This is a genomic window from Enterococcus sp. DIV1375a (assembly GCF_051712205.1).
Lineage (GTDB): Bacteria > Bacillota > Bacilli > Lactobacillales > Enterococcaceae > Enterococcus > Enterococcus faecalis.
In genome coordinates this window covers 2,451,074-2,475,674 of record NZ_JBIOOM010000001.1, presented here as the reverse complement: position 1 = coordinate 2,475,674, position 24,601 = coordinate 2,451,074, and the positions used below count along the sequence as shown (strand labels likewise).

General features: G+C 38.8%; 23 protein-coding genes and 1 other annotated feature. Of the genes, 18 read left to right on the top strand and 5 right to left on the bottom strand.

Annotated features, from left to right (window positions below; translation table 11 throughout):
* Positions 1–13: 13 nt before the first annotated feature.
* The 7 genes from IGJ63_RS12055 to IGJ63_RS12025 all read left to right on the top strand — a co-directional run bounded on the left by IGJ63_RS12055 (position 14) and on the right by IGJ63_RS12025 (position 10,712).
* Positions 14–967, top strand: a complete 954-nt coding sequence (locus tag IGJ63_RS12055; RefSeq protein ID WP_002375576.1) for a siderophore ABC transporter substrate-binding protein — start codon at positions 14–16, stop codon at positions 965–967.
* Between the two features lie 281 nt (positions 968–1,248).
* Positions 1,249–1,494: a binding site (T-box leader), on the top strand.
* A 49-nt stretch (positions 1,495–1,543) separates the two neighbouring features.
* Positions 1,544–3,187, top strand: coding sequence for a peptide ABC transporter substrate-binding protein (locus IGJ63_RS12050; RefSeq protein WP_002359061.1), 1,644 nt, complete (start codon positions 1,544–1,546; stop codon positions 3,185–3,187).
* A 21-nt stretch (positions 3,188–3,208) separates the two neighbouring features.
* Positions 3,209–4,429, top strand: a complete 1,221-nt coding sequence (pepT, locus tag IGJ63_RS12045) for a peptidase T (protein WP_086318151.1) — start codon at positions 3,209–3,211, stop codon at positions 4,427–4,429.
* 85 nt (positions 4,430–4,514) lie between these two features.
* A complete protein-coding gene (locus tag IGJ63_RS12040) occupies positions 4,515–5,072 on the top strand; it encodes a GNAT family N-acetyltransferase (protein ID WP_086318152.1) in 558 nt (185 codons plus the stop codon).
* Between the two features lie 34 nt (positions 5,073–5,106).
* Positions 5,107–5,718: a YktB family protein gene (locus IGJ63_RS12035; protein ID WP_086318153.1), complete on the top strand. Its 612-nt coding sequence runs from the start codon at positions 5,107–5,109 to the stop codon at positions 5,716–5,718.
* Positions 5,719–6,073: 355 nt separating this feature from the next.
* Positions 6,074–6,436, top strand: coding sequence for an LPXTG cell wall anchor domain-containing protein (locus tag IGJ63_RS12030; protein ID WP_002378953.1), 363 nt, complete (start codon positions 6,074–6,076; stop codon positions 6,434–6,436).
* Positions 6,423–10,712, top strand: a complete 4,290-nt coding sequence (locus IGJ63_RS12025) for a WxL domain-containing protein (RefSeq protein ID WP_174115856.1) — start codon at positions 6,423–6,425, stop codon at positions 10,710–10,712. The genes IGJ63_RS12030 and IGJ63_RS12025 overlap by 14 nt, the downstream gene beginning before the upstream one ends.
* 68 nt (positions 10,713–10,780) lie before the next feature.
* On the opposite strand, the gene lepB is transcribed toward IGJ63_RS12025, so the two are convergent.
* From lepB to rpsD, 3 genes are all read right to left on the bottom strand, one after another.
* Positions 10,781–11,317, bottom strand: coding sequence for a signal peptidase I (gene lepB / locus IGJ63_RS12020; protein WP_438746534.1), 537 nt, complete (start codon positions 11,315–11,317; stop codon positions 10,781–10,783).
* Positions 11,318–11,378: 61 nt separating this feature from the next.
* Positions 11,379–11,927: a biotin transporter BioY gene (locus IGJ63_RS12015; RefSeq protein ID WP_002354975.1), complete on the bottom strand. Its 549-nt coding sequence runs from the start codon at positions 11,925–11,927 to the stop codon at positions 11,379–11,381.
* Positions 11,928–12,086: 159 nt separating this feature from the next.
* Entirely contained in the window at positions 12,087–12,698 is a 612-nt protein-coding gene (gene rpsD / locus IGJ63_RS12010) for a 30S ribosomal protein S4 (protein ID WP_002365342.1), read from the bottom strand.
* A gap of 323 nt (positions 12,699–13,021) precedes the next feature.
* Between rpsD and IGJ63_RS12005 the strand changes: the two genes are divergently transcribed.
* The 3 genes from IGJ63_RS12005 (at position 13,022) to IGJ63_RS11995 (ending at position 15,337) form a co-directional block, all read left to right on the top strand.
* The gene (locus IGJ63_RS12005) at positions 13,022–13,825 is read left to right on the top strand and encodes a formate/nitrite transporter family protein (protein ID WP_002375588.1); all 804 of its coding nucleotides are present in this window, start codon (positions 13,022–13,024) and stop codon (positions 13,823–13,825) included.
* Positions 13,826–13,897: 72 nt separating this feature from the next.
* Positions 13,898–14,551 carry a DNA alkylation repair protein gene (locus tag IGJ63_RS12000; protein ID WP_002354978.1) on the top strand — a complete coding sequence of 218 codons (654 nt, stop codon included), beginning with the start codon at positions 13,898–13,900 and terminating at the stop codon, positions 14,549–14,551.
* A 9-nt stretch (positions 14,552–14,560) separates the two neighbouring features.
* Positions 14,561–15,337 (top strand): HAD family hydrolase, encoded by a 777-nt coding sequence (locus tag IGJ63_RS11995; RefSeq protein WP_002361040.1) that lies wholly within the window; start codon positions 14,561–14,563, stop codon positions 15,335–15,337.
* A gap of 47 nt (positions 15,338–15,384) precedes the next feature.
* Here IGJ63_RS11995 and def read toward each other — a convergent pair whose 3' ends face one another.
* Positions 15,385–15,948 carry a peptide deformylase gene (gene def, locus IGJ63_RS11990; protein ID WP_002354981.1) on the bottom strand — a complete coding sequence of 188 codons (564 nt, stop codon included), beginning with the start codon at positions 15,946–15,948 and terminating at the stop codon, positions 15,385–15,387.
* A 279-nt stretch (positions 15,949–16,227) separates the two neighbouring features.
* Here def and rpsO point away from each other — a divergent pair, with 279 nt between their 5' ends.
* From rpsO to IGJ63_RS11950, 8 genes are all read left to right on the top strand, one after another.
* Positions 16,228–16,497: a 30S ribosomal protein S15 gene (gene rpsO / locus IGJ63_RS11985; RefSeq protein WP_002354983.1), complete on the top strand. Its 270-nt coding sequence runs from the start codon at positions 16,228–16,230 to the stop codon at positions 16,495–16,497.
* A 186-nt stretch (positions 16,498–16,683) separates the two neighbouring features.
* Complete coding sequence (gene pnp, locus IGJ63_RS11980) at positions 16,684–18,798, top strand: polyribonucleotide nucleotidyltransferase (RefSeq protein WP_002375600.1); 2,115 nt, start codon at positions 16,684–16,686, stop codon at positions 18,796–18,798.
* Positions 18,799–18,979: 181 nt separating this feature from the next.
* Positions 18,980–19,840 (top strand): rod shape-determining protein MreC, encoded by an 861-nt coding sequence (mreC, locus tag IGJ63_RS11975; RefSeq protein ID WP_002383273.1) that lies wholly within the window; start codon positions 18,980–18,982, stop codon positions 19,838–19,840.
* Entirely contained in the window at positions 19,837–20,346 is a 510-nt protein-coding gene (mreD, locus tag IGJ63_RS11970) for a rod shape-determining protein MreD (RefSeq protein ID WP_002359075.1), read from the top strand. The genes mreC and mreD overlap by 4 nt, the downstream gene beginning before the upstream one ends.
* A 331-nt stretch (positions 20,347–20,677) precedes the next feature.
* Positions 20,678–22,096: a CHAP domain-containing protein gene (locus IGJ63_RS11965; RefSeq protein WP_438746644.1), complete on the top strand. Its 1,419-nt coding sequence runs from the start codon at positions 20,678–20,680 to the stop codon at positions 22,094–22,096.
* A gap of 177 nt (positions 22,097–22,273) precedes the next feature.
* Complete coding sequence (locus IGJ63_RS11960; protein WP_002354991.1) at positions 22,274–22,843, top strand: TetR/AcrR family transcriptional regulator; 570 nt, start codon at positions 22,274–22,276, stop codon at positions 22,841–22,843.
* Positions 22,844–22,883: 40 nt separating this feature from the next.
* Complete coding sequence (locus IGJ63_RS11955; RefSeq protein ID WP_010715461.1) at positions 22,884–23,354, top strand: low molecular weight protein-tyrosine-phosphatase; 471 nt, start codon at positions 22,884–22,886, stop codon at positions 23,352–23,354.
* Between the two features lie 88 nt (positions 23,355–23,442).
* Positions 23,443–23,673 (top strand): hypothetical protein, encoded by a 231-nt coding sequence (locus tag IGJ63_RS11950; protein ID WP_002383277.1) that lies wholly within the window; start codon positions 23,443–23,445, stop codon positions 23,671–23,673.
* A gap of 48 nt (positions 23,674–23,721) precedes the next feature.
* Here the strand turns inward: IGJ63_RS11950 and IGJ63_RS11945 are convergent, their stop codons facing one another.
* Positions 23,722–24,456 (bottom strand): class A sortase, encoded by a 735-nt coding sequence (locus IGJ63_RS11945; RefSeq protein ID WP_002354994.1) that lies wholly within the window; start codon positions 24,454–24,456, stop codon positions 23,722–23,724.
* Positions 24,457–24,601 lie beyond the last annotated feature (145 nt).

Sequence of the window (24,601 nt, the reverse complement as noted above, 5' to 3'; positions counted from 1 at the left end):
TTGGAGGAAAAGAATGAAAAAGAAATTTTTAGCAATGATGGCAGTTTCAATGATGGGACTGTTAATGTTAAGTGCTTGTCAAACAAATAAAAAAACAGCAGATTCTGCAACAACAGAAACAACAGCTAAAACGGAAGTCACAGTCAAAGACACCAATGGTCAATTAACCGTTCCCAAAAATCCTAAGAAAGTCGTTGTTTTTGATAATGGTTCCTTGGATACAATGGATGCACTAGGTGTCGGTGACCGCGTGGTAGGCGCGCCAACTAAAAATATCCCTGCGTATTTGGAAAAATACCAAAAAGTTGAATCAGCAGGCGGCATTAAAGAACCAGATTTAGAAAAAATCAATCAACTAAAACCAGACTTAATTATTATTTCTGGTCGTCAACAAGATTATCAAGAACAATTAAAAGCCATTGCGCCAACCATTTACTTAGCTGTAGATGCCAAAAATCCTTGGGCATCAACGAAACAAAATATCGAAACGTTAGGCACTATTTTTGATAAAGAAGAGGTAGCTAAAGAAAAAATAACTGGCTTAGAAAAAGAAATTGCTGACGTGAAAAAACAAGCAGAAGCTAGCGCGAATAATGCGCTTGTTGTGTTAGTTAACGAAGGACAACTTTCCGCTTACGGAAAAGGCTCTCGTTTCGGTTTAATTCATGATACATTTGGCTTCAAAGCAGCAGACGATAAGATTGAAGCTTCCACTCATGGGCAAAGTGTTTCTTACGAATATGTTTTAGAAAAAAATCCTGGGATTCTCTTTGTGGTAGATCGCACCAAAGCAATTGGTGGCGACGATTCAAAAGATAACGTCGCTGCAAACGAATTGATTCAAAAAACCGATGCTGGTAAAAATGATAAAGTCATTATGCTTCAACCAGATGTTTGGTATCTAAGCGGTGGTGGATTAGAATCAATGCATTTGATGATAGAAGATGTTAAAAAAGGATTAGAGTAAAAAAAAGCCTAGGACAAAAATCACTTTGGATTTTTGTCCTAGGCTTAAAAGCTGATAAACGGCGGGAACAAAAGCAACTCCTTCGGAAATAAGCTGAAATTCTCCAAAAATTAAAGAACAATTTTCGGAAATTTTTTCTTATTTCTCGGAGCTAAACACTTCTGTCCCGACCTTCTTGATGAAAAACAAAAAAGTTTTAAATTAAAAATGTGGTTGACGCCCTCGAAAATGTTTGCTAAACTATCCGTAAATCAGTATGATTGATGAAACAAATAAAAGAACAAAATGTGATGAGAAGGAAAGTACTTTTTAAAATAGCTTGCAGAGAGCCTCGTTTGGTGAGAAGAGGTAGTGACGTTAAAGGGGAAAATGGCCTTTGAACAGGTTGGTTGAAGCCGTTCGCTTAAACCAATTCAGGTGCGCCTGTTATAGCGCTACAGTATGATTGTACTGGAAACGAGCGGATCTTTTTTAGCGAAGAGATCAACAAAGGTGGTACCGCGATTGCATAAGCATTCGTCCTTTTTAGGACGAATGCTTTTTTTATTTGTTTAAAAAATATGAGGGGGCAACAACATGAAATTGGGGAAAAAAGTAGTAGGTTTGATTGCAACAGGGTTTCTTTTAGCCGCATGTGGCGGAACCAAAGAAGCGGCAGAGAAAGTAGATTCGGGAAATTTAGCAGCTGAACAAAAAATCAGTATTAGTTCACCTGCACCAATCTCAACATTGGATACAACACAAACAACAGATAAAAATACCTTTACAATGGCGCAACATTTATTTGAAGGCCTTTATCGGTTTGATGATGATAGTGCCACGGTGCCAGCTCTAGCTAAAGATGTCAAGATTAGTGACGATGGGCGCAAGTACCACTTTACCTTGCGGGAGGGGATTAAGTGGAGCAACGGCGAGCCAATTACGGCCCAAGATTTTGTTTATTCTTGGAAAAAACTGGTGACACCAGCGACGATTGGACCGAATGCCTATTTACTAGACAGCGTTAAAAATAGTTTTGAAATACGCAACGGTGAAAAGTCAGTCGATGAATTAGGGATTTCAGCCCCTAATGACAAAGAATTCATTGTTGAATTAAAACAGGCCCAACCTTCCTTCTTAGCAGTCGTTTCGATTGCTTGGTTAGCGCCACAAAATCAAAAATTTGTCGAAGCGCAAGGTAAAGATTACGCCTTGGATAGTGAACATTTACTTTATAGCGGGCCATTTACGCTAGCCAATTGGGATGCGACTTCAGATACTTGGACATTGAAAAAAAATCCAGAATACTATGATGCGGATCAAGTGAAACTGGAAGAAGTTGCGGTTAGTACAATCAAAGAAGATAATACTGGGATTAACTTATATCAAGCGAATGAACTAGACTTAGTTCGCATTAACGGACAATATGTTCAACAATATCAAGATGATCCAGGCTATGTCAGTCATCCAGATGTGGCCAACTACTTCTTAGATTTCAACAAAAAAGAAGGAACGCCATTAGCGAATGTTCATTTACGAAAAGCGATTGGCCAAGCAATTGATAAAGAAGCCTTAACACAAAGTGTCTTAAACGATGGGTCAAAACCCCTCAACGGATTGATTCCAAGTAAACTTTATGCGAATCCAGAAACAGATGAAGATTTCCGAGCATACAGTGGCGAATATTTGAAAAATGACGTCAAAAAAGCCCAAGCTGAATGGACGAAAGCCCAAGCGGATGTCGGTAAAAAAGTGAAACTTTCATTGCTGGCGGCAGACACAGATCAAGGAAAACGAATTGCTGAATATGTTCAAAGTCAGTTGCAAGAAAATCTGCCAGGTTTAGAAATTACCATTTCATCGCAACCAAGTAATAATGTGAACCAATCGCGACGTGAAAAAAATTATGAGTTGTCTCTTTCAGGTTGGATTGCCGGCAGTAGTGAATTAGACTCTTACTTTAACTTATATGCAGGAGAATCAAGTTACAATTATGGCAATTATCATAATGCCAAATACGACCAACTGGTAGAAGATGCGCGAACAATTAATGCCAATAATCCAGAGAAACAGTTTGCAGAATACAAAGAAGCGGAAGACATCTTGTTGAACCAAGATGCTGCCCAAGTACCGCTGTATCAAAGTGCCTCAAATTATCTAATCAATCCTAAATTGAAAGGCATTAGTTATCACTTGTATGGGGATTATTTCCACTTGCGCAATGCTTATTTAACAGAATGATTCAGGAAGAAGGAGTAAAAAATGGAAAAATTAGTCGAACGATTTTTAACTTACGTGAAAGTTAACACCCGTTCAGATGCCAACAGTCAAACCACACCGACGACGGTCGGTCAAGTGGTTTTAGCTAAAATGATTGAAACAGAACTTCATGAATTAGGCTTGGCCGATGTGCATTATAACGAACAAAACGGCTTTTTAACGGCACGGTTGCCTGGTAACCAACCTGCAGCGAAGAGTATTGGGTTAATTGCACATCTGGATACGGCGGATTTTTCAGCAGAAAATATCCGTCCCCAAGTCATCACTAATTATGATGGTCAAGATGTCCTCTTGAATCAAGAACAAGGCATCGTTTTATCAGTTGCTGAATTTCCCAATTTAAAAGAGTATCAAGGGGAAACGTTGATTACTACAGACGGAACCACACTTTTAGGAGCAGATGACAAAGCGGGAATTGTCGAGATTTTAGCTGCTGTTGAGTATTTTTTGGCACATCCAGAAGTAGCGCGGGGGGATGTTTGGCTCGCCTTCGGTCCAGATGAAGAGATTGGACGCGGCGCCGATCAATTTGATGCGCCGAATTTCCCAGTCGCTTTTGCGTATACAATCGACAGTGGCCGCGTGGGGCATTTCGAGTATGAAACGTTTAACGCTGCTCAAGCTGTGATAACAATTGAGGGAACCAGTGTCCATCCGGGAACGGCCTATGGTTCGTTAGTAAATGCCATTAAATTAGGCGAACAACTTGATCAATCACTGCCGCAAAAGGAAGTACCAGAACAAACACGTGGAAATGAAGGATTTTATTTACTCAATAAATTTACAGGAAGTATTGAAAAAGCAGAACTTGTCTATATCATTCGGGATCATGATCAAGAAAACTTTCAAGCGAGAAAGCAATTTTTGGAAAAACACGTCCAACGTTTAAATGCACTGGCGGATAAACCCAGACTAACAATTACCTTCCAAGACCAATACTATAATATGAAGGAAATCATCGAAAAAGATTGGACGCCTGTAGAATTGGCCGTCCAAGCAATGGAAAGTTGTGACATTGAACCAATCATCACACCATTTCGTGGCGGGACAGATGGTTCTAAGATTTCTTTCATGGGCATTCCCACGCCTAATCTATTTACAGGAGGCGAAAATTTTCACGGGCAATATGAATTTATTACCGTTGAATCAATGGCCAAAGCTGTTCAAACGATCATTGCCATCATTCGCTTAAACGCCAATTAAAGAAACACGCGAGGGAATTGCCGATTTTCCTTGCGTGTTTCGCTGTTTTTCGGTAAAGTATGTAGAAAAGTAGGGAGTTTTGCTCATGAATTATCCATTGATTTTTGCAGAAAACCAACGAATCAAAACCGAACGCTTGATTTTAAGACCTGTCACATTAGCCGATGCAGAAGATATGTACGAATATGCTTCAGATGAGGAAACGGTCCGCTATGTGTTTTTGAAAAACCAAACAATCGCTGAAACACGACAAAACATTGCTAAATATTTTATGGGGGAACCTTTAGGGAAATATGGGATTGAAGTGAAAGAAACAGGTAAAATGATTGGCACGATTGATTTGCGGGTCAATGAAACCAATAATATTGGAGAATTAGGCTATGTCTTGAACCGTGCCTTTTGGGGCAAAGGCTACATGCCTGAAGCCGCGACGGCGTTAGTTGAACTGGGTTTTGCAAAAATGAAACTCATGAGAATCTTTGCTTTACATGATCAAGACAATCCAGCTTCTGGTCGTGTCATGGAGAAAATTGGTTTTACCTACGAAGGAACACTGCCCAATGCCCGAATTAGTAAAGGGAAAATTGTCACAGATGTTTATCGTGGGATGACACTGGAAACATGGCAAAATCGACAAAAATAGAAGCGGAAGACAAGTTGAGAGAGGAATTAGAGAAATGTTGATGTTTACAGAAAAAGAATTCGCAGCCTTTGAAGTTGCTGGATTAGATGAACGAATGGCGGTTATCCGTGCGCAAATTCAACCGATTTTTCAAGAATTAGACACGTATTTTGCCGAACAACTAGCGCTTGAACTAGGAACGGAGTTGTTTGTCCATATTGCGCAACATCGCCGTCGCACCGTGTATCCACCAGAAAATACTTGGTCCGCACTCAGTCCGAATAAGCGCGGCTATAAAATGCAGCCGCATTTTCAATTAGGCATTTGGGGCGACTATGTGTTTATGTGGTTGTCATTTATTGATAATCCTAAAAATGAAAAGCAGATTGCGCAAGCCTTTTTAGAGAATCAGCAATTATTCCAAGCATTACCAGAAGATACGTATGTTTCCTTGGATCACACGGTTCCTCAAATTACTCCGCTGCCAGAAACGGATTTAGAAAAAGCCTTAACTCGTTTTAGAGATGTAAAAAAAGGTGAGTTTGAAATTGGGCGCATCATTCCCAAAGATAGTGCTTTGTGGCAAAACCCTGAAAAAGCACGCGCTTATATGTTGGCAACCTATCAACAACTCCTGCCATTGTATCAATTAGCTGTTGCCCAATAAGAGAAACAGACAGCATTTTGTGTTTTAGTGTTATTTTATCGAATTATCTAATCTTCAAAAATGAGAAAAGCTCACAATGTTAGTTTTAATTACTAACATTGTGAGCTTTTCTTTAGTTTAGGTGATGGAAATTTAAGAAATTAAAGATGATTTTTTTGAAAAAGGGGATAGTCTTTACTGTTTTCCCTTGTTTCCTTTAAATAACGTAGCTTAAAAGACACGATATGTAAGGAACTTGTTGAAATAAGGGTTATCAACTGGAAAAAACTGTTGTTTTGAAGAGTCTTTTTTTTGCTATTATAGAGCTATGAAAATAGGTTGTGAGAGATATTTAAATGCAAAAGGAGGTTTTTAAATGAAAAAAAAGCGTTATTTAATGATTGCGTGTCTACTATTTTCCCCTAGTTTTTTTATAAATGTTGAAGCGTCTGATGGTGGTTCTAGTTCGGTGGGGATTGAATTTTACCAAAATCCGAGAACACCCGCTCCTAAAGATCCCCCACCGAAAACAGATGCGCCAGCTGCCGATCCCAAGGAACCAGCTGGTCCTCCGCAAGGAGATCAACGAAGTGGTGGTTCGACACAGACCACCACAACTGGCTCGCAGCTCCCTCGTACAGGGAGCAAGAGTCAGGCAAATTTGAACATTCTCGGCTTCGCCTTAATCGGTTTGGCGGGAATCGTACATAGAAAGAGGGGACGACATGAAGCGAAATAAATGGCAACGTCTTGCAGCTATTGGCTTATGTAGTTCTTTGCTAGTGAATGCCTTTTCGGGCGTGACGGCAGTTGCGGAAACTGTGACGATTGAAAGTAGTCCGACCGCCGAAAGTAGTACCAAGGAAGAGACGCCAGCCAGTAGCGTGAAAGAAGAAACAACGAAAGCCAGTACGGAAAATAGCCAAGTAACGACTGACACAAGTCAGGAAGAAGTAGAGCAGACAGAAAAAACAGAAATCATTCAAGAAGAAAATATACTTGAACCATCCAGTGTTCAAGCGAAAATTATGCCTAGGGCATTTGTCTGGGCAGCTACAGGGACAACGAATAAAACTACGGTTCGTCTTAATGATGTAGTTGATTATCGGTTGAAATTTGAAAATATTACAACAGATGACACAAATTCAGATATTGTTGGTCCGATTCGAATTGAATCAAAATTGGCAGCAGGAATGACTAGACCCACTTCAGTTATTATTAAAGTTGGCCCCGAGGAACAAAATGTAGTTCTAGGGGAAGGCTCTCATAATGCCAATAGTGGTGGCGAATATTTTGTTTGGACAGAGTCCACTAGGACGGTCACTGCATTTATTAATCGTCTACACGGGAGAACTTCTGGAAATACTGGGTATATCAAAACGTTGTATTTTCAGACAAGAATTACTTCTGGTATACACAATGAAAAAAAATATATCGATTCCACGATTCGATTTAATGGTTTTGGTGCAGTCAATAGACGAAATGAAATGACATATGTGGATAAATTTGCTGGTAACTTAGGTTTAAAAGGGAGTTTAAAATTTTACGATGAGGATGGACAGTCTAGTAAGGAACAAATGAGCCTTTCCATGAATCCAGTACTATTTAAATCAACCAACTCTAAAGTTGAAGGAACACTGTTAAGATATCCTTTAACTATGACAAACGCTGGCAATGGACTTTATAGTTTTAATACAGGACTAAAAACTGTAGGCACTAGTAATGGGGGTTCGTGGCTTTTCTTTAGTAACGACATTGCGATTAATTTTGCTACAGCTACCACCAATAGAATTGATAAAATTGTGTTAACGCCGCCTAAAACAACATTTCCAGATAGCCGAACAGGTGTGATGACTTCCAGAGCATATACATCAACAACTTATACGAGAAGCAACTATGATATTTCAGCATATAACTTTACTAAAGCGACTGGTAAGACGTGGCGCATAACTAATCTTAATCCTCATAGCGGAGTAAGTACTAATATTATGTTTAGTGACAATCTTGTGGGAACAACAGGACAATTTAATGCAGGAAATAATAGTGCAACGATTACCTACTATATTTATTACAAAAAACTTTATGAGAATTTTGTTAATAGTAGTGGACAAAAAATCGCACCACCCCCGGGATTCACTCAGGGTAAGAAAACAGTTATAAATAGTGAAGCGTACACTTTCAAACAAGCAGGCACCTTACCAGACACCTACACAACAGGTGGTAAAACCTACAAGTTCAAAGGTTGGTACAAAGGTAAAACAAAGCCAAGTACCTTGACAACTACCAAAGCACCAAGCTATGCGGTGACGTATGATGGGAATGATGACTTGAATGTGGTGTATGAGGAAGTAGTCACCAAAACCTATACATTACCTAGCAAAGAAATTACTTTTGGCTATGTAGACGAAAAAGGTAATTTAATCAATCCTGCTAATTTCACATTGAAAGCAACGATGTCTGAAACAACGAAAAGTGGTACAACAACACCTTTTTCAACGATTACAGGAACCAATGTAACGACAACGAATCTTAAAAAATTAACGATTCCACAAAAAGTCTATACCTTACCAGAGTCTGTGGAAGGTACCACATATGGTACACGAAGTGTTACACATGAAATTCCGAAATACTATCGCACCATTTCAATCTCACCAACGGCAACTTATACAGGGGATAAAACGAAATATCCACTTGCGAATGAGGTCAGAAAAGATATTGTAAATCCAAGTACGGTTGTTAGTTCAAGTCCTGGTACAAATGCATATGAATTAGGTAAAACCAGTAATACATCATATAACACCAAACAATATTATTGGAACTGGGATACGACTGAGACACTTTATGCAATGGGTGTTTACTCTGGTAACGTAGGAGCGACTTACAATTTAGCAACCCCAGATAAAACTGTTTATTATTATTTAGAAAACCGCCGTGTTACCGAAAACTTCGTAGCCACAAGCGGTGCCAAAATCACACCGCCCACAGGTTTCACCCAAGGAAAACAAACGGTGATCACAAGTGATGATTATACGTTCAAACAAGCTGGCACCTTACCTGACACCTACAAAGTCGGCACAAAAACTTACAAGTTCAAAGGCTGGTACAAAGGCAAAACCAAACCAAGTGCCTTGACAACTACGAAAGCGCCAAGCTATGCAGTAACGTATGATGATAATGATGACTTGAATGTGGTGTATGAGGAACTAATTCCCAAAGATACGTGGGTTTACCCAGGTTTCCATGCAGAATTTGTCGATGAAAAAGGACAAGCTTTCAATGAACCGTTAACGTTTTCTGGAAACTACACACAGACACTAAGAAAAGCGGTAGACCAGACATATGTGACAACGGGCGCCATGAATCCACTGGTAAGTATTAAAAATACGAATGAAGCCAATGTCTATACTATTACGACCCAATCAAGAGTTAATATTCCAGCAAACTTTGATGAAGTTCCTAGCGATATTTATGATATTCGTAGTTATGCAATCAACGACTGGAATATTACAACGGAACTAAAATATGTGGACAAAATTGAAACAATGAATACCACATTACCTGTTTCTGTGTATCCAGTGGGCTTTGTCGGGACTGACCCAGTGTTTAACAATAGTGCTCCTAGTCAATTAAATGAGTTAGATAAATCCTTTAAAAAAGGAGTAGATAATAAATTTTCAATAAAATCAACATTTGGTGTTGGTAGCTCAATAAACACTATTCCAAGATTATTATTTATAGCTCGTGCGACAGGAAATCCAGAGAATAAGATCGTTTTGGCTGGTTTTGATGGGACACAAGACTTCAAACAAACCATGAATTACAAAGTCACACGGAAACAAGTCACCGAAAACTTCGTAGATGTCAACGGTGCCAAAATTACCGCACCAACAGGCTTCACCCAAGGTAACCAAGTACCAATGAACAGTAACACCTTCAAGTACACAGCGGCACAAGCTTTACCAGCGACGTATACTGCAGGTGGCAAGACTTATACGTTCCAAGGGTGGTATAAAGGGAAAACCAAGCCAAGTACGTTGAACAAAACCACAACACCAACGTTCAATGCGACTTTTGATGGCAATGATGATATGACCGCCATGTATAAGGAAGAAATACCGATGGCTAGTGTCACATTAACTCGACCAAAAGAAGTGATCGATACAAATACCAATGTAATTTGGACAACAACGATCACGAATACTAGCAAAGCACCCTTGCAAAATCTCACCTTGAAAAAAGGGCCCAATTGGTCAGCTGGTCTGACGATCCCAACCTTCATGGAAGTGACACCAGAAGGAGAAACGACAAAATCAATCCCAGTAAATAGTACACTTTGGACAGATGGGGTTTCTTTACCAAATGCCGTTCCTATCGGCAAAAAAGTTTCAGTTGCTTTCACAACTCGCGCAACAGGGAAACCAAACACTGTTTTGAAAGCAGAAGTTGTAGTATTTGGTGGTATTAAAGATAGTGCAGTGGATAACTTCGTGAGAATTCGTCCAAATGATCAAGAAGTAGTTACACCAACGACCGAAGGCTTCATCAGTGTGCCAACCTTCGACTTCGGCCAAGTGGGCGTTGCAGGAAGTAAGCAACAACACAACTTGAAACAAGCCGCGGATTACTACGGTAACGGCACACGGAATCCGTATGTCCGAATTAAGAAAACTCAACCAAATTGGAGCTTAACAGCGCAACTGTCACAACCAAAATCAGCGACAGACAGCTTGCCTACAGCGACCCGCTTATTATTAGGGGCGGCACCTGTCTCTAGCTTCACCAATTACAATCAACCAACCGAGTTGAAAAATGCGGTCGGTACCACGAGTGCCATTAGCTTAACAGCCAACAACACGGCAATGAGTATTATTGCCAACAAGCAATTCACAGGTAGTAATGTTTACCAGTTGGACTTCACCTTCAATAATGTCAAACTTGAAGTGCCAGCCAATCAAGGTATTAAAGGGCAACAATACAAGGCCGCGGTTACGTGGAATCTTGTGACTGGACCTTAACAAGAATACGTGAATAAAAGCTAAACCGCCCTCAAAAAGTCTAACTTTTTGAGGGCGGTTTATTATTTTTATGGAAAGCCAATTTTATCTAATGGATAATAACGAAAAGTCAAAACACCTTCCACACTCTCTTGTTTAACAAAGCCAAAGTAACGACTGTCATCTGAGCGCGGGCGATTATCCCCCAAGACAAAATACATGCCTTCTGGAACGGTCAGGGATTGGGTGGCTTCTAAGGTCTCTAGCGTAAAATCTTGGGTATAATTTTCATTTTTAGAGACATTTCGTTTAGCACTTGCTAAGTAATCTTCACTGAGTGATACACCATTAATATAAAGGGTATCATCGCGATACTCGACTGTTTCGCCAGGTAAACTAATTAAACGTTTGGCTACTCGTTGGCCGTTGCGAGGACTAGGAAAAGCGATAATATCAAAGCGTTGTGGCTTTTTAATCGAGGTCACCCATAAACGGTCGTTGTTATGAAGTGTTGGTTCCATTGAAGAGCCGTTCACCGCAGCAGGGGAGAACACATAGTGTCGAATCAGCAAGACAGCGCCGACTAACAAAACCAACTGAACCAATCGTTTTAATAATGAGGACATGGACTTCACTCCTTTGTCCTTTTAGTGTACTACAGACAAGGAAAAGAAAAAAGTTTTCCCCTTAAGAAAGGTGTGCTAAAAAACGTTTCATAAAGCGTTGGCGAATTAAAATACCAACATAAGCAGCTGCGACAGCCTTGATGATACCAGGAATAATAAACGGAGCAAACCCGCCAGCGAAAGCGTTTGGCCACGGCAGATTTGCGGAATATTTCAACCAAATCATACCGAAAACTAAGGTAACTAAGGCGCCGGCAATATTTGCGATAATGGCCCAAGTATAGTTAAAGGTTGTTTTTTCTAAAATATAACCAGTTAATAAGCCGTTGAAGATAAACCCGATTAAATAGCCGCCAGTTGGTCCAAAGAGTACACCGAACCCGCTAGACATCCCAGCGTAAACGGGTAAACCAATTAATCCTAATAAGAAGTAAATTAAAATAGCGTAGGTCCCCGTTCGCTTGCCCAAAACGGTAGCGGTTAAGCCGATGGCAAATGTTTGTCCGGTTAGTGGGACAATCCCCAATGGAATTGTAAATTGTGAAAGTACAGCAATAATCACAGCGAATTCTGCTGCTAAAATTAAAGAGCGTAACGATGCTTTATTCATAAGAAGCCTCACTTTCTATTGTTAACCAATTATTTTTATTTGGTTAACAATAGTTTAGCGGAAGTAAACAATTTTGTAAAGAGGGCAAAGAAAAAAACCTTGCCAAGAAAGGCAAGGTTTTGAAAGAAGGTAAGAACCGTAGTTCGACCTTTTGAAATCTTAAAGTTTTTGGTTGTAGTATTCAACGACAAGTGCTTCGTCGATTTCTGGGTAAAGTTCATCACGTTCTGGTAAACGAGTGAAGCTACCTTCTAATTTTTCAGTGTCAAAGCTTACGAATGCTGGACGTCCAACAGTTGCTTCAACCGCTTCTTTAATTGTTGAGATGTTTTGAGATTTTTCACGAACACCGATCACTTGACCAACTTCAACGTGGTATGATGGAATATCAACACGTTTGCCGTCTACAGTGATGTGGCCATGGTTAACTAATTGACGTGCTTGACGACGAGTAGTTGCAAGACCTAAACGGTAAACAACGTTATCTAAGCGTTGTTCTAGTAAAACCATGAAGTTAACACCGTGTTTACCTTCTTTGATTTTGCTTGCTTTAATGAACAACGTACGGAATTGACGTTCGTTCATGCCATACATATGACGTAATTTTTGTTTTTCAGTTAATTGCATTCCGTATTCAGAAACTTTACCACGGCTGTTAGGTCCGTGTTGTCCTGGTTTGTAAGGGCGACGAGCTAGTTCTTTACCAGTACCTGATAAAGAGATACCTAGACGACGAGATACTTTCCATGATGGTCCAGTATAACGAGACATTAAAAATTCCTCCAATAAATAAAAGTTTTTTTGGAGTAAAATAATTAGATGAAAAATTCATATTCGTTCAGTTCATTCTTCAACCTTCGCCTTTGCAGCCGCGGTTACGCAGTTGAACCAAGTTTGGCAATGAACTGTTGACGAGTTATTATTCTTCTGCTGCAATTATTTTACACAAAATCTAGTATACTTAATAGGATAGGAAACGTCAAGGTTTTAAAGTGAAATATGAAAAAAAGGTAGACAAAAACACTTTTCCTCATTAGAATAAGGGGAGATGTTTTGAAAATATAAGTTGAAAACGGAATGAAAGGGAGTTTACAATGAAGTCTGGTTCACCATTGTTTGAACAAATTGATAAATCCATCGACAAGAAAGTGAATTTATTCTCAAACAGCTTTTCCCGCTACGCTGTTCGTGCAATGCTTGCTTGTCTATTTTTAACGTTGGGAACAGCCGTTGCTTTTGCAATCGCAATTAAAGGAGAAGGAATTTCTCATGGTTTAGGGAAAATGCTTTACGCCTTCATGTTCAGTTGGTCACTTGTGATGATTTTATATATGAATGCCGAACTTGGTACCTCGAATATGTTGTACATGACTGTTGGGGTCTATCGTAAAAAAGTCAACTTTTCCTTAGCTGCAAAAATTTTATTTACCTGTATCTTATTCAATTTAATTGGTGGCGTCTTGTTTGGTTTCTTGGTATCACTTACGGTGCCGTTCCAAGATTTGCCAAAAGATAGTTTCTTCTTTACATCGATTGCTGGAAAATTAGAAAAAACCACCCTGCAAATTTTAGTTGAAGCTATGTTCGCCAATATTGTAGTTAATACAGCCGTATTAGTGAGTATGCGAATGAAAGATGATGCCGGCAAAGTCGCGGCCATTATTTTCATTATCTTTATCTTTGCGTTCCTTGGTTTTGAACACGTGATTGCCAACTTCCCAGCCTTCAGTTTAGCTTACTTTGCTTCGAACGGCGCAATTGAAGCTTTCACAGCTGGTAATGTTATTCATAATCTTTTCTGGGCCTTTATCGGTAACTTTATCGGTGGTGGCTTAATTATGGGTCTCGGCTATGCCTGGTTAGATAAAGACAACAAAAACTTAACGTATTTTGATTAATTGACCAACCAACTATACTAAAACATGGTACACTGTTTTAGTATAGTTTTTTTTATTATAAGGAGCGAAGGAATGGACACACTTCAATTTCAGAAGAACCCAGAAACAGCAGCAAAAATGTCTGCTTATATGAAACACCAATTTGTTTTTGCAGGCATCCCCGCCCCAGAACGTCAAGCGTTAAGTAAACAACTTTTAAAAGAAAGTCATACGTGGCCAAAGGAAAAATTATGCCAAGAGATTGAGGCTTATTATCAAAAAACAGAACGAGAATATCAGTATGTCGCTATTGATTTAGCCCTTCAAAATGTTCGGAGATTTTCATTAGAAGAGGTGGTAGCGTTTAAAGCCTATGTTCCACAAAAAGCGTGGTGGGATAGTGTGGATGCTTGGCGAAAATTTTTTGGGTCGTGGGTGGCGTTGCATCTGACTGAATTGCCAACGATTTTTGCCCTTTTTTATGGCGCTGAAAATTTCTGGAATCGGCGTGTTGCGCTGAATTTACAGTTGATGTTGAAAGAAAAGACCAATCAGGACCTGTTGAAAAAGGCGATTATTTATGATAGAACTACAGAGGAGTTCTTCATTCAAAAAGCGATTGGCTGGTCATTACGCCAATATAGTAAAACGAATCCGCAATGGGTCGAGGAATTGATGAAAGAATTAGTGTTGAGTCCTTTAGCACAACGAGAAGGCAGTAAATATTTAGCGAAAGCGAGCGAATAAGGAGAAATGATGGAAAGAAAACTTTTTGCATTTGATATTGATGGGACGTTGTTAAATTCGGAGAAGAAAGCATTGGATAGCACGAGAGAAGCGCTAGCAAAATTGCGGGAGCAAGGACACTTAGTTACGCTGGCAACTGGCAGAAGTCGTTATATGGCGCAAGAGGTGATTTGGGATTTAGATTTTACCAATTACGTATTATGTAATGGCGCCGCGGCTTTTGTGGATCATGAGCAATATTATCAAAATTTATTGCACGCTGAAGCGTTGGAACGTTTGGCACAAGACAGTGATCAACGCGGCTTAGGATTTGCTTGTGTGGGCTTAGATGATATTAAGAAGAGCAACCAGCACCGTGCTGAAAAAATGGAAATTGCGATGAACTCTTTTCATTTTCATTCACCTGCTTATGATGAACACTTTTATCGTCAAAATGATATTTACCAAGCGCTGGCTTTTTATGACGCAGAAGATCAGTGTACGTTTGAAGAAGAATACCCAGAATTTCGCTTTATTCGCTGGCATCAACATAGCGTAGATGTTGTGCCTAAAGATGGCTCAAAATCAGCTACGTTAACGTATTTAGCCAAACGTGTGGGCATTGATGCAAAAAATATCATTGCCTTTGGGGATGGCGAAAATGACCGAGAAATGTTAAGTCATGCAGGAATTGGCGTTGCAATGGGCAATGCGAGTCCTTCCATTCAAAAAGTGGCTACGATGGTCACAGATACAAATGATAATGATGGGATTTGGAAAGCCTTAAAAGAAATGAAGGCCATTTAAAAAAAACTGCGCCGTTTGTCTGAAAACAAACGGCGCAGTTTTTTTCTTTATTCGATGACTAAAACGCCCTCTTTTAAAGCAAATGGATTTTCTTTGTTAATATGATCGTAGAACATGATGCCATTAATATGATCAATTTCATGTTGAACCACAATCGCTTCGTAGTTTTTTAAACGAACTTTGTGTTTTTCGCCAGCCATGTCAAAATAACTGACGGTAATTTTGTTATGGCGAACGACATACCCAGGTACATCCCGATCGACAGATAAACAGCCTTCCCCTTCACCTAAACAGACATCTTGCACAGAATGGCTCAAAATTTTAGGGTTGTACATCACCGTACTTAATGAAGGCGTTTCGTTTTCTGGGTCGTTACTAGGAACATGGACAGCAATAATTCGTTTAGAAATATCTAATTGTGGTGCAGCTAAACCAACGCCACCACGTAATTGTAATTCTTCGGCTTTGACTGGATCTTGACTATTTTTTAAGAAAGTCAACATGTCCTCACCTAATTGTCGGTCTTCCTCAGTGATAGGGACAGGCACTTCTTCTGCCACAGCACGAAGTGTGGGATTCCCTTCACGAATAATATCTTTCATTGTAATCATTCAATGGTTCCTCCTTTGAAACATAAAAAAATTCTTCTTTTATTTATTCATGCGCTGAAATAATCAGTTGTTTACCACCATTTAGTGTATCACAAAATCACCAAAAAAGGGGCTAGATTGTTTAAAAAAACTATCGAATAATAGAGATTAAGCTTGCATTTTAGCGGTGTTTCCTGTAAAGTAAGCTTGTGTGGAAACACACCATCTATCACTTGGTTTAGCGAGTCACCAACGCTTCACTCAGTGACCAGACGAATAATAGAGAAAGAGGTGGAACAAATGGCAATTTCACAAGAAAGAAAAAACGAAATCATTAAAGAATACGCACGTCATGAAGGAGATACTGGTTCTCCAGAAGTACAAATTGCTGTCTTAACTGAAGACATTAACCAATTGAACGAACATGCGCGTACACACAAAAAAGATCACCATTCTTACCGTGGTTTAATGAAAAAAATCGGTCACCGTCGTAACTTGTTAGCTTACTTACGTAAAACTGACATCCAACGTTACCGCGAATTGATCCAACGTTTAGGATTACGTCGTTAATCATTACGTATAAAGCGAGGTTCAATCAGAATCTCGCTTTTTATCTTATTGTCACTATTGAAGGTCCTCTTTGGAAAGTTTTTAGGAACTACTAACCAAATGAAAGAGCAGCAACGACTTGTTACTTTTTCATTTGTTTAGTAGCCGTCTGACTTTTCCAAAGAGCAAGAGTAAAGGAGAAGAATTATGACAGAAAAACAAGTCTTTAAAACAACTTGGGGCGGCCGCCCACTAGAAGTAGAAATCGGCCAATTAGCCAAACAAGCCAATGGAGCTGTCTTAGTACGTTACGGCGATACGGTCGTTTTAAGTGCTGCTGTTGCCTCTAAAGAAGCAAAAGATGTAGACTTTTTCCCATTAACTGTAAACTATGAAGAAAAAATGTATGCGGTAGGAAAAATTCCTGGCGGCTTCATTAAACGTGAAGGTCGTCCAAGTGAACGTGCGACATTAACCGCTCGTTTAATCGATCGTCCCATTCGTCCAATGTTCTCAGAAGGCTTCCGTAACGAAGTCCAAATCACAAACATCGTTATGAGTGTGGATCAAGATTGTACACCAGAAATGGCTGCAATGTTTGGGTCTTCCTTAGCGTTAGCAATTTCAGATATTCCGTTTGATGGACCAATTGCTGGTGTTGACGTTGGTCGTATTGATGGCGAATATGTCTTAAACCCAACGGTAGAACAAGCAGAACAAACAGATATTGAATTAACTGTTGCTGGAACAAAAGAAGCCATCAACATGGTTGAAAGTGGTGCCAAAGAAGTATCAGAAGAAGATATGTTAGGTGCCTTACTTTTCGGTTTTGATGCCATTAAAGAACTAGTGGCGTTCCAAGAAGAAATCGTTGCCGCTGTAGGTAAACCAAAAATGGACGTGGACTTATTACAAGTGGACGCTGATCTTAAAAAAGAAATTTTTGATGCATACTACAATACAATGAAAACAGCCGTAATGACGGAAGAAAAATTAGCACGTGAAGTTGAAATTGACAAAGTAAAAGATACAGTCAAAGAAGTTTACGCTGAAAAATTTGCGGAACACGAAGAAGAAGCACAATTACTAAAAGAAGTGAAACAAATTGCGGAAGATCTTGAAAAAGATGTCGTACGTGAGTTAATCACGATCGATAAGATTCGCCCGGATGGCCGTAAATTAGACGAAATTCGTCATTTATCATCAGAAGTAAGTATTTTACCACGTGTGCATGGTTCTGGCTTATTTACTCGGGGTCAAACACAAGCTTTATCCGTTTGTACATTAGCGCCTTTAGGGGAACATCAAATTATCGATGGGTTGGGTGTCCAAGATAGCAAACGTTTCATCCATCATTATAACTTCCCACAATTCTCTGTTGGTTCAACAGGACGCGCGGGCTCACCAGGTCGTCGTGAAATCGGTCACGGTGCATTAGGTGAACGTGCCTTAGCACAAATTATTCCATCAGAAGAAGACTTCCCTTACACAATCCGCTTAGTAGCAGAAGTGTTAGAATCAAATGGTTCTTCTTCACAAGCAAGTATTTGCGCGGGAACATTAGCATTAATGGATGCGGGTGTGCCAATTAAAGCACCAGTTGCAGGTATTGCAATGGGTCTTGTTAGTGATGGTGAAAACTATACAATCTTAACAGATATTCAAGGTTTAGAAGACCACCTTGGCGATATGGACTTTAAAGTAGCGGGAACGAAAGACGGAATCACTGCTTTACAAATGGACATCAAAATCCAAGGAATTACAGAACAAATTTTAACGGAAGCATTAGACCAAGCGAAGAAAGCACGGATGGAAATTCTAGAAGAATTAACAACAACGATTGCTGCTCCTCGTGAAGAATTAAGTCAATATGCACCGAAAATTGAAATGATTCAAATTAAACCAGCGAAAATTAAAGATGTCATTGGTAAAGGTGGCGAAACAATCAACAGCATTATTGATGAAACTGGCGTTAAGATTGATATCGATCAAGACGGTAACGTAAGTATTGCTTCATCAGATGCTGAAATGATTAAAAAAGCCATCAAGATTATTGAAGAATTAACCAAAGAAGTCGAAGTCGGTCAAGTTTACTTAGCAAAAGTTGTCCGCATTGAAAAATTTGGTGCGTTTGTTAACCTAATTAAAGGCAAAGATGGCTTGATCCATATTTCTCAATTAGCAAACGAACGTGTGAACAACGTTGAAGATGTCGTGAAATTAGGCGACGAAGTCCTTGTCAAAGTAACTGAAATTGACAAACAAGGCCGTGTCAACGTGTCAAGAAAAGCATTATTAAACGAAGAAAACAAAGAAAAATAATTTCTTTTTAAACCAACGAAAACCAAGGAAGCTTCCTTTCTTTTCGTTGGTTTTTTCGTTGAAAACAAGCCCTAAAAAAGAAATGATAAAAAAAGCTAAAGACGATCGCCAACTCTTTTGTTTATAGTCAATTAGTGGTAAAATTAATACTATCAGTCTGAAGAATATCTGGGGTGTCTTTGTGAAAAAATTTAATCCAAATAAAAATATAATCATTACCTTAATTTTAGTCATTATTTTAGTAACCATTATTAGTTTAACTGCTGCGCAACGTTCTGAAAAAGGCAAAACCAATGTCGTTCAAGGTGGCGTCAATAATAGCGTTAGTATGGTGGATCGTGTAATTTCTTTTCCAGCTCGTGTGGTGGAAAACGGCTTGTCTTCAATGGGCAATTTAATTAACACGTTTAAAGAAAACGAACGTCTAAAAGAAAAAATTGATAGCTATAATGAATTAGCTGTCCAAAACAATAACTATAAACGTGAAATTGATAGTTTAAAACAAGAATTGAATCTGAACGAAACGTTGGCCAACTATGAAAAAGTAACTGCGAATGTCATTACGCGTTCGCCTGATACTTGGCAAGACTTATTAATTATCGATAAAGGAACCAATGACGGCATTGAAGCGGGCATGGCGGTCATGGCGCAAAAAGGGTTAGTGGGGCGTGTTATTGAAGTCAATGCAACGACTGCAAAAGTGGAACTACTAACGTCTAAAAATGTTAACTCGAACCATTTCCCTGTGCGAGTAACTTCCGCAAATGGCGAATCGTTTGGTTTACTTAAAAATTACGACAATAAGACGAATGCATTAATTGTGTCACAATTAACTGGCGATGCTACTCTGAAAGAAGGCGATGTCGTTCAGACTTCTGGCTTAGGTGGTAATTCACCAGCCGATTTAGCGGTAGGAACAGTTATTAAAGTGAAACCAGATAGTTTTGGTTTAGATCGTGAAGTCTATGTGAAACCTTATGCGGATGTCTATGGTATCTCCGTTGTGACGGTCGTGAAAAGATCGGCAGGGGAAAGCGAATGATTCGGAAAGAGTATTTAAAATACGTCACACCTATTCTCTTGTTTTTCTTAATGTTAATTGATGCTCATTTAACAAAGTCTTTTGAAACGTGGACAAGTAATGTTTACTTCGCCAGTTCTCATCTGCTATTACTTGCGTTTATGTTTGCCGTTCCTAATTTTTCTAAACGTTATTTATTAATTACTTCGTTAATTTTAGGCTTTATTTGCGATAGCTACTACATTGGCATTATCGGGATTTATACAGTTGCACTGACGATTTCGGTTATGTTGATGTATACATTTAAAGAAGTAATTCAAACAAATTTACTAACTGGTTTTTTTGGGATCGTTATTTTTACCACGTTGTATGAACTGATTGCGGTACTGATTCAAGTGGCCTTTCATTTAGCGGATGTCAGCCCAATTTTATTTATTACACGTGTGTTGGGCCCTACACTGCTATTAAACATGGTGTGGTATGTTATTTTATCTTATCCGCTGAAAAAACTGTTTTCCGTAAAATAAAAATTGAAAATTTTGTTCGTTTGCGAAAAATGCTCATTTGTTAGCATTTTTCGCTTTTTTTATTCTCTTTAAATAACAAAACAATGAGAAGCTTACCCTAGAGCCATGAAGAAAGTTGTGAAAAAAGTGAAGCTTTTTTTTGTCATTTACAAGAAGAAAATTGAAATATTACTGTAACATCCATATTATCTCAGTGACATACAGCTATGCTACAATTGCTCTATCGTTGAAAAAGAGAAATTTATTCAAATTTTAATAAATAATAAAAAAGCTTAACAAAAAAGGATTTTCGGAGGACAACAGATTGAAGAAAAGTGTATTATCGGCTCTAATGGTATGTTCCATTACCTTAACAAGCGTAGCGTTGCCATCCGCAGCATTTGCAGATGAATACGATACAAAGATTCAACAACAAGATCAAAAAATTAATGCGTTAACTAGCCAAATGTCAGATGCAGAAGCAAAAGTTGTCGCGATTGAAAATGATATGGTTGAAACGGCCAAACAAATCGATACATTAACAGCTAAAAAGAACAAGCTATCATCAGAAGTATCTAAATTATATAGTGAAATTTCTGATTTGAATGTCCGTATTCAAAAACGTGAAGTACAAATGACAAAACAAGCACGCGATGTCCAAGTGAATGGTCAAAGTGATTCAATTATTGATGCTGTCTTAGATGCAGATTCAGTAGCAGATGCAATTGGTCGCGTTCAAGCGGTCTCAACAATGATGAGCGCCAATAATGAATTACTAGAACAACAAAAAGAAGACAAAGCGACTGTTGAAAAGAAAACAAAGAATGTTGAAAAACAAATTGCTGAATTAGAAGCAGCAACAAAAGAATTAAATGATAAAACAGAATCATTAAAAACATTGAAGATTCAACAAGAAGTGGCTAAAAATGATTTAGAAGCACAACGTTCTGAAGAACAAGGGAAAAAAGACGGCTTCATTAAACAGAAAAAAGAAGCGGAAAAACGTTTAGCAGAAGAACAAGCACGCCAACGTGCAGCTGCTAAAAAAGCAGAAGAACAAGCGGCAGCGCAAGCACAAGCCGCAGCACAAAAAGCGGCAGCAGAGCAAGCGAAAGCAACAAAAGCAGCCAATGAGGCAGCAGCATCAGCCGCTGAAGAAAAAGCCGCAACACCAGCAGTAGAATCATCAACAACTACTGAAAGTACCACAACGCAAGAAACAACAACTTCAAGTACTGAAACAGAAAGTGTTGTAACAACACCTGCAGCAGCACCTGAAAAAGAAAAAGAAGTTCCTGTAACTAACCCAACGACTCCTGAAAAAAGTAATGAAGCAAAACCAGGGAATGGTGGCGTGACTTCAGGAAAACAAGCCGCAATTAATGCAGCTTTAGCAGATGTTGGTAATTCTTATGCAACAGGTTGGAATCAACCAGGCGAATGTTTAGTATCTGTTCGTCGCTGGCTAGCGGCAGGCGGTATTAACTTCGGTTATGGTGGTCCAAACAGTGGCTATGTTGCTTCTGGCGCAACACAAGTTAGCTGGAGTAACGTGCAACCAGGCGATGTTGTTCAATATGAAAGTGCCTATAGTCCAGATAGCTGGATTGGTGGCGTGCATACTGTCTTAGTTACAGGTGTAAGTGGTGGAAGTGTCCAAATCGTTGAAGCGAACAACCCAGGAGGTTCTGGTTATGTTTCTTCTAACTCTAACTGGTCACCAGCACCACCAGCAGGATTCCGCGCTGTTGTATGGCGTTTTCCAGGCTAAATAGTCATCTATTAATAATTGATAACAAGGAGTGGTAACTAACAAAAATCGTTAGTTGCCGCTTTTTTTATTCATTTAATTTTAAATATATGCATAAAATGTATCTGAAAATATTGTAATCTGGCCATTTTTTTGCAATTATAGAGGTATATACATATTAGGAGCGGAGGAATCAGCATGAGCGGAACGCACGATACAAAACAAGCAATCGCTTCAGCTTTAATAGAATTATGTGAACAAAAGGATTTTCGTAAAATAAGTGTCCAAGATATTACCAAAAAAGTGGGCTTGAATCGCCAAACATTTTATTATCACTTTACAGATAAATATGATTTATTACGTTGGATTTATCGTCACGATGCATTGATTTACTTGGAAACAGATATTTGTTTGGAAAACTGGGAGGAACAAGCCCTGAAGTTATTAAAAGCGATTAAAGAGAAGAGTCATTTTTACTATACAACGGTGACCTCAGATTCAGAAGTTCTTCTTAATGTTTTTTCCGCTTCGACCAATCGCTTATTTATTTCATTATTTGAACAAGTCGATGTTGAGAACCATTTAACAGATAAAGACAAACAATTCTATGCGAATTTCTTTTCCTATGGATGTAGCGGCGTCTTAACGAAATGGATTCTTGAGGAATATCCTCAGACTCCTTTGGAAATGGCGACGCAATTATTCCGTTTAGCAAAAGATACAGAATTTATGGCTTATCATTTGTATGAACAAGAAGCCAATGAGTAATGTGTGAAGGATAAAAAGTTTTATGAAGGAGTGAAACGTTGTGGTAACTGTGTTATTTGTTTGTTTAGGCAATATTTGTCGCTCGCCAATGGCAGAAGCGATTTTTCGTCAGAAAGTCCAACAAGCTGGTTTAGAATCGGCTATTCAAGTGTTTTCAGCAGCTACTAGCCACTGGGAAGTTGGCAGTCAGCCACATAAGGGAACCAGAAAAATTTTGGAGCAACAAGGAATTTCCTATCAAGGAATGCAGGCAACACAAATCCAGCCAAGTGATTTTAAAAAATATGACTATATCATTGGGATGGATGCGAATAATGTGGCAGATTTAAAAGCATTAGCTCCTCAAGAAGAGCAACGGCGGATTCATTTATTTATGGAAGTTGTGGCTGGTAAAGAAACCATGGACGTACCTGATCCTTATTATACTGGAGATTTTGAGGAAACTTACCGCTTAGTGGAAGCAGGTACCTCAGAATGGTTGAAAAAAATAAAAGCACAGCTGAAAGATTAGGACTATAGTCCGATAGTACTTTCTGTTTCCCCTTGGTACAATAGTGTTAACAAATTGTTCAGGGAAAAAGAGACAGGAGGGAAGTAAGATGAACAGTAGTTATTTATCCTATGTTTTTGAATTAAGTTTGTATTATTTATTGTTGATAATGAGTCTGCCGCTAGTGTATGCTGTCACGTATCATTTATCTTTTAGTAGTATGTATACAAGTGAATGGTTAATGATCTCTGTTTTCTTATCTCCGTTAGTTTTATTATTTGCAGGTATTCGTTATGGTTTTGCTCGTTTGAAACAGCAAGAACGTCAAGCGATGAAATAAAGCAAAAAATCCTTGAAAAGTGTCAAAACTTTTCAAGGATTTTTTTTATTAAGCCACCCAATCGGCTAAAGTTTTTTGCTCCAATTGGAAAGCCTTCAACATATCGTCGTTGGCGTCTTTAATAGGCGTCGTTGCTGCCAATGTTCCTTGAACAGCAATTCGCGTCGTTGCTTGTAAATCGCCACAGGTAATTAAGGTAATCATATTTTGACCAGGAACGTCATCAATTAACTCAACACGGGTTGGTTCGATTTTTTCTACAGAAGTTATTTTGTATGTATAAACAGTAGATAAATCAGTGATATAAATGAGTTCGTCTTTTTTGGTTCTTTCTAAAGGTGAAAATAAGGAAACGCCATCTTCCGTTCGATGACTAGCCAAGGCATAATTGTTTTTCCCCATGACTTGATCTTCTTTCATGGTCCCGGCACCAGTTAATAAAGCGACATTTGACAATCCTTTAAAAATAGGCAAATTAATTTCGACACTTGGTATCGCAATGGCACCAATCACAGGTAAGTTTTTGTTTTCAAATTGGGCTTTCATCACCGCTTCTGTGCTCAAGGACTCAACTGAATCAAAGTCAAACGTTGTTTCACGAGCCATATTTTTCTTCACATCAGCTGGTTTCAACTTGCTAACGGCGTACGAGCGGCTATTTTGTTGAACCACCCAACTGCGTATCTGATTGTTAAAAATTAAGGCCAAGCCAATGATAAATAGTAAAACTAATAAACTGTTGATTAACCAATTTTTTCCTCTTTTTTTCTCTTTTGGGCGCATATTCTCCCTCCTTTTAATGTATCAAGTTTACCACAATTTATTTGAAAAACCTATTTATTTTCTTTGGGGAATAGGTAAGCTGGCCGGACCTTAATTTAATAAAAAACAACTGAATCGATTGATTTTTCAAAAAAATCCTCATTTT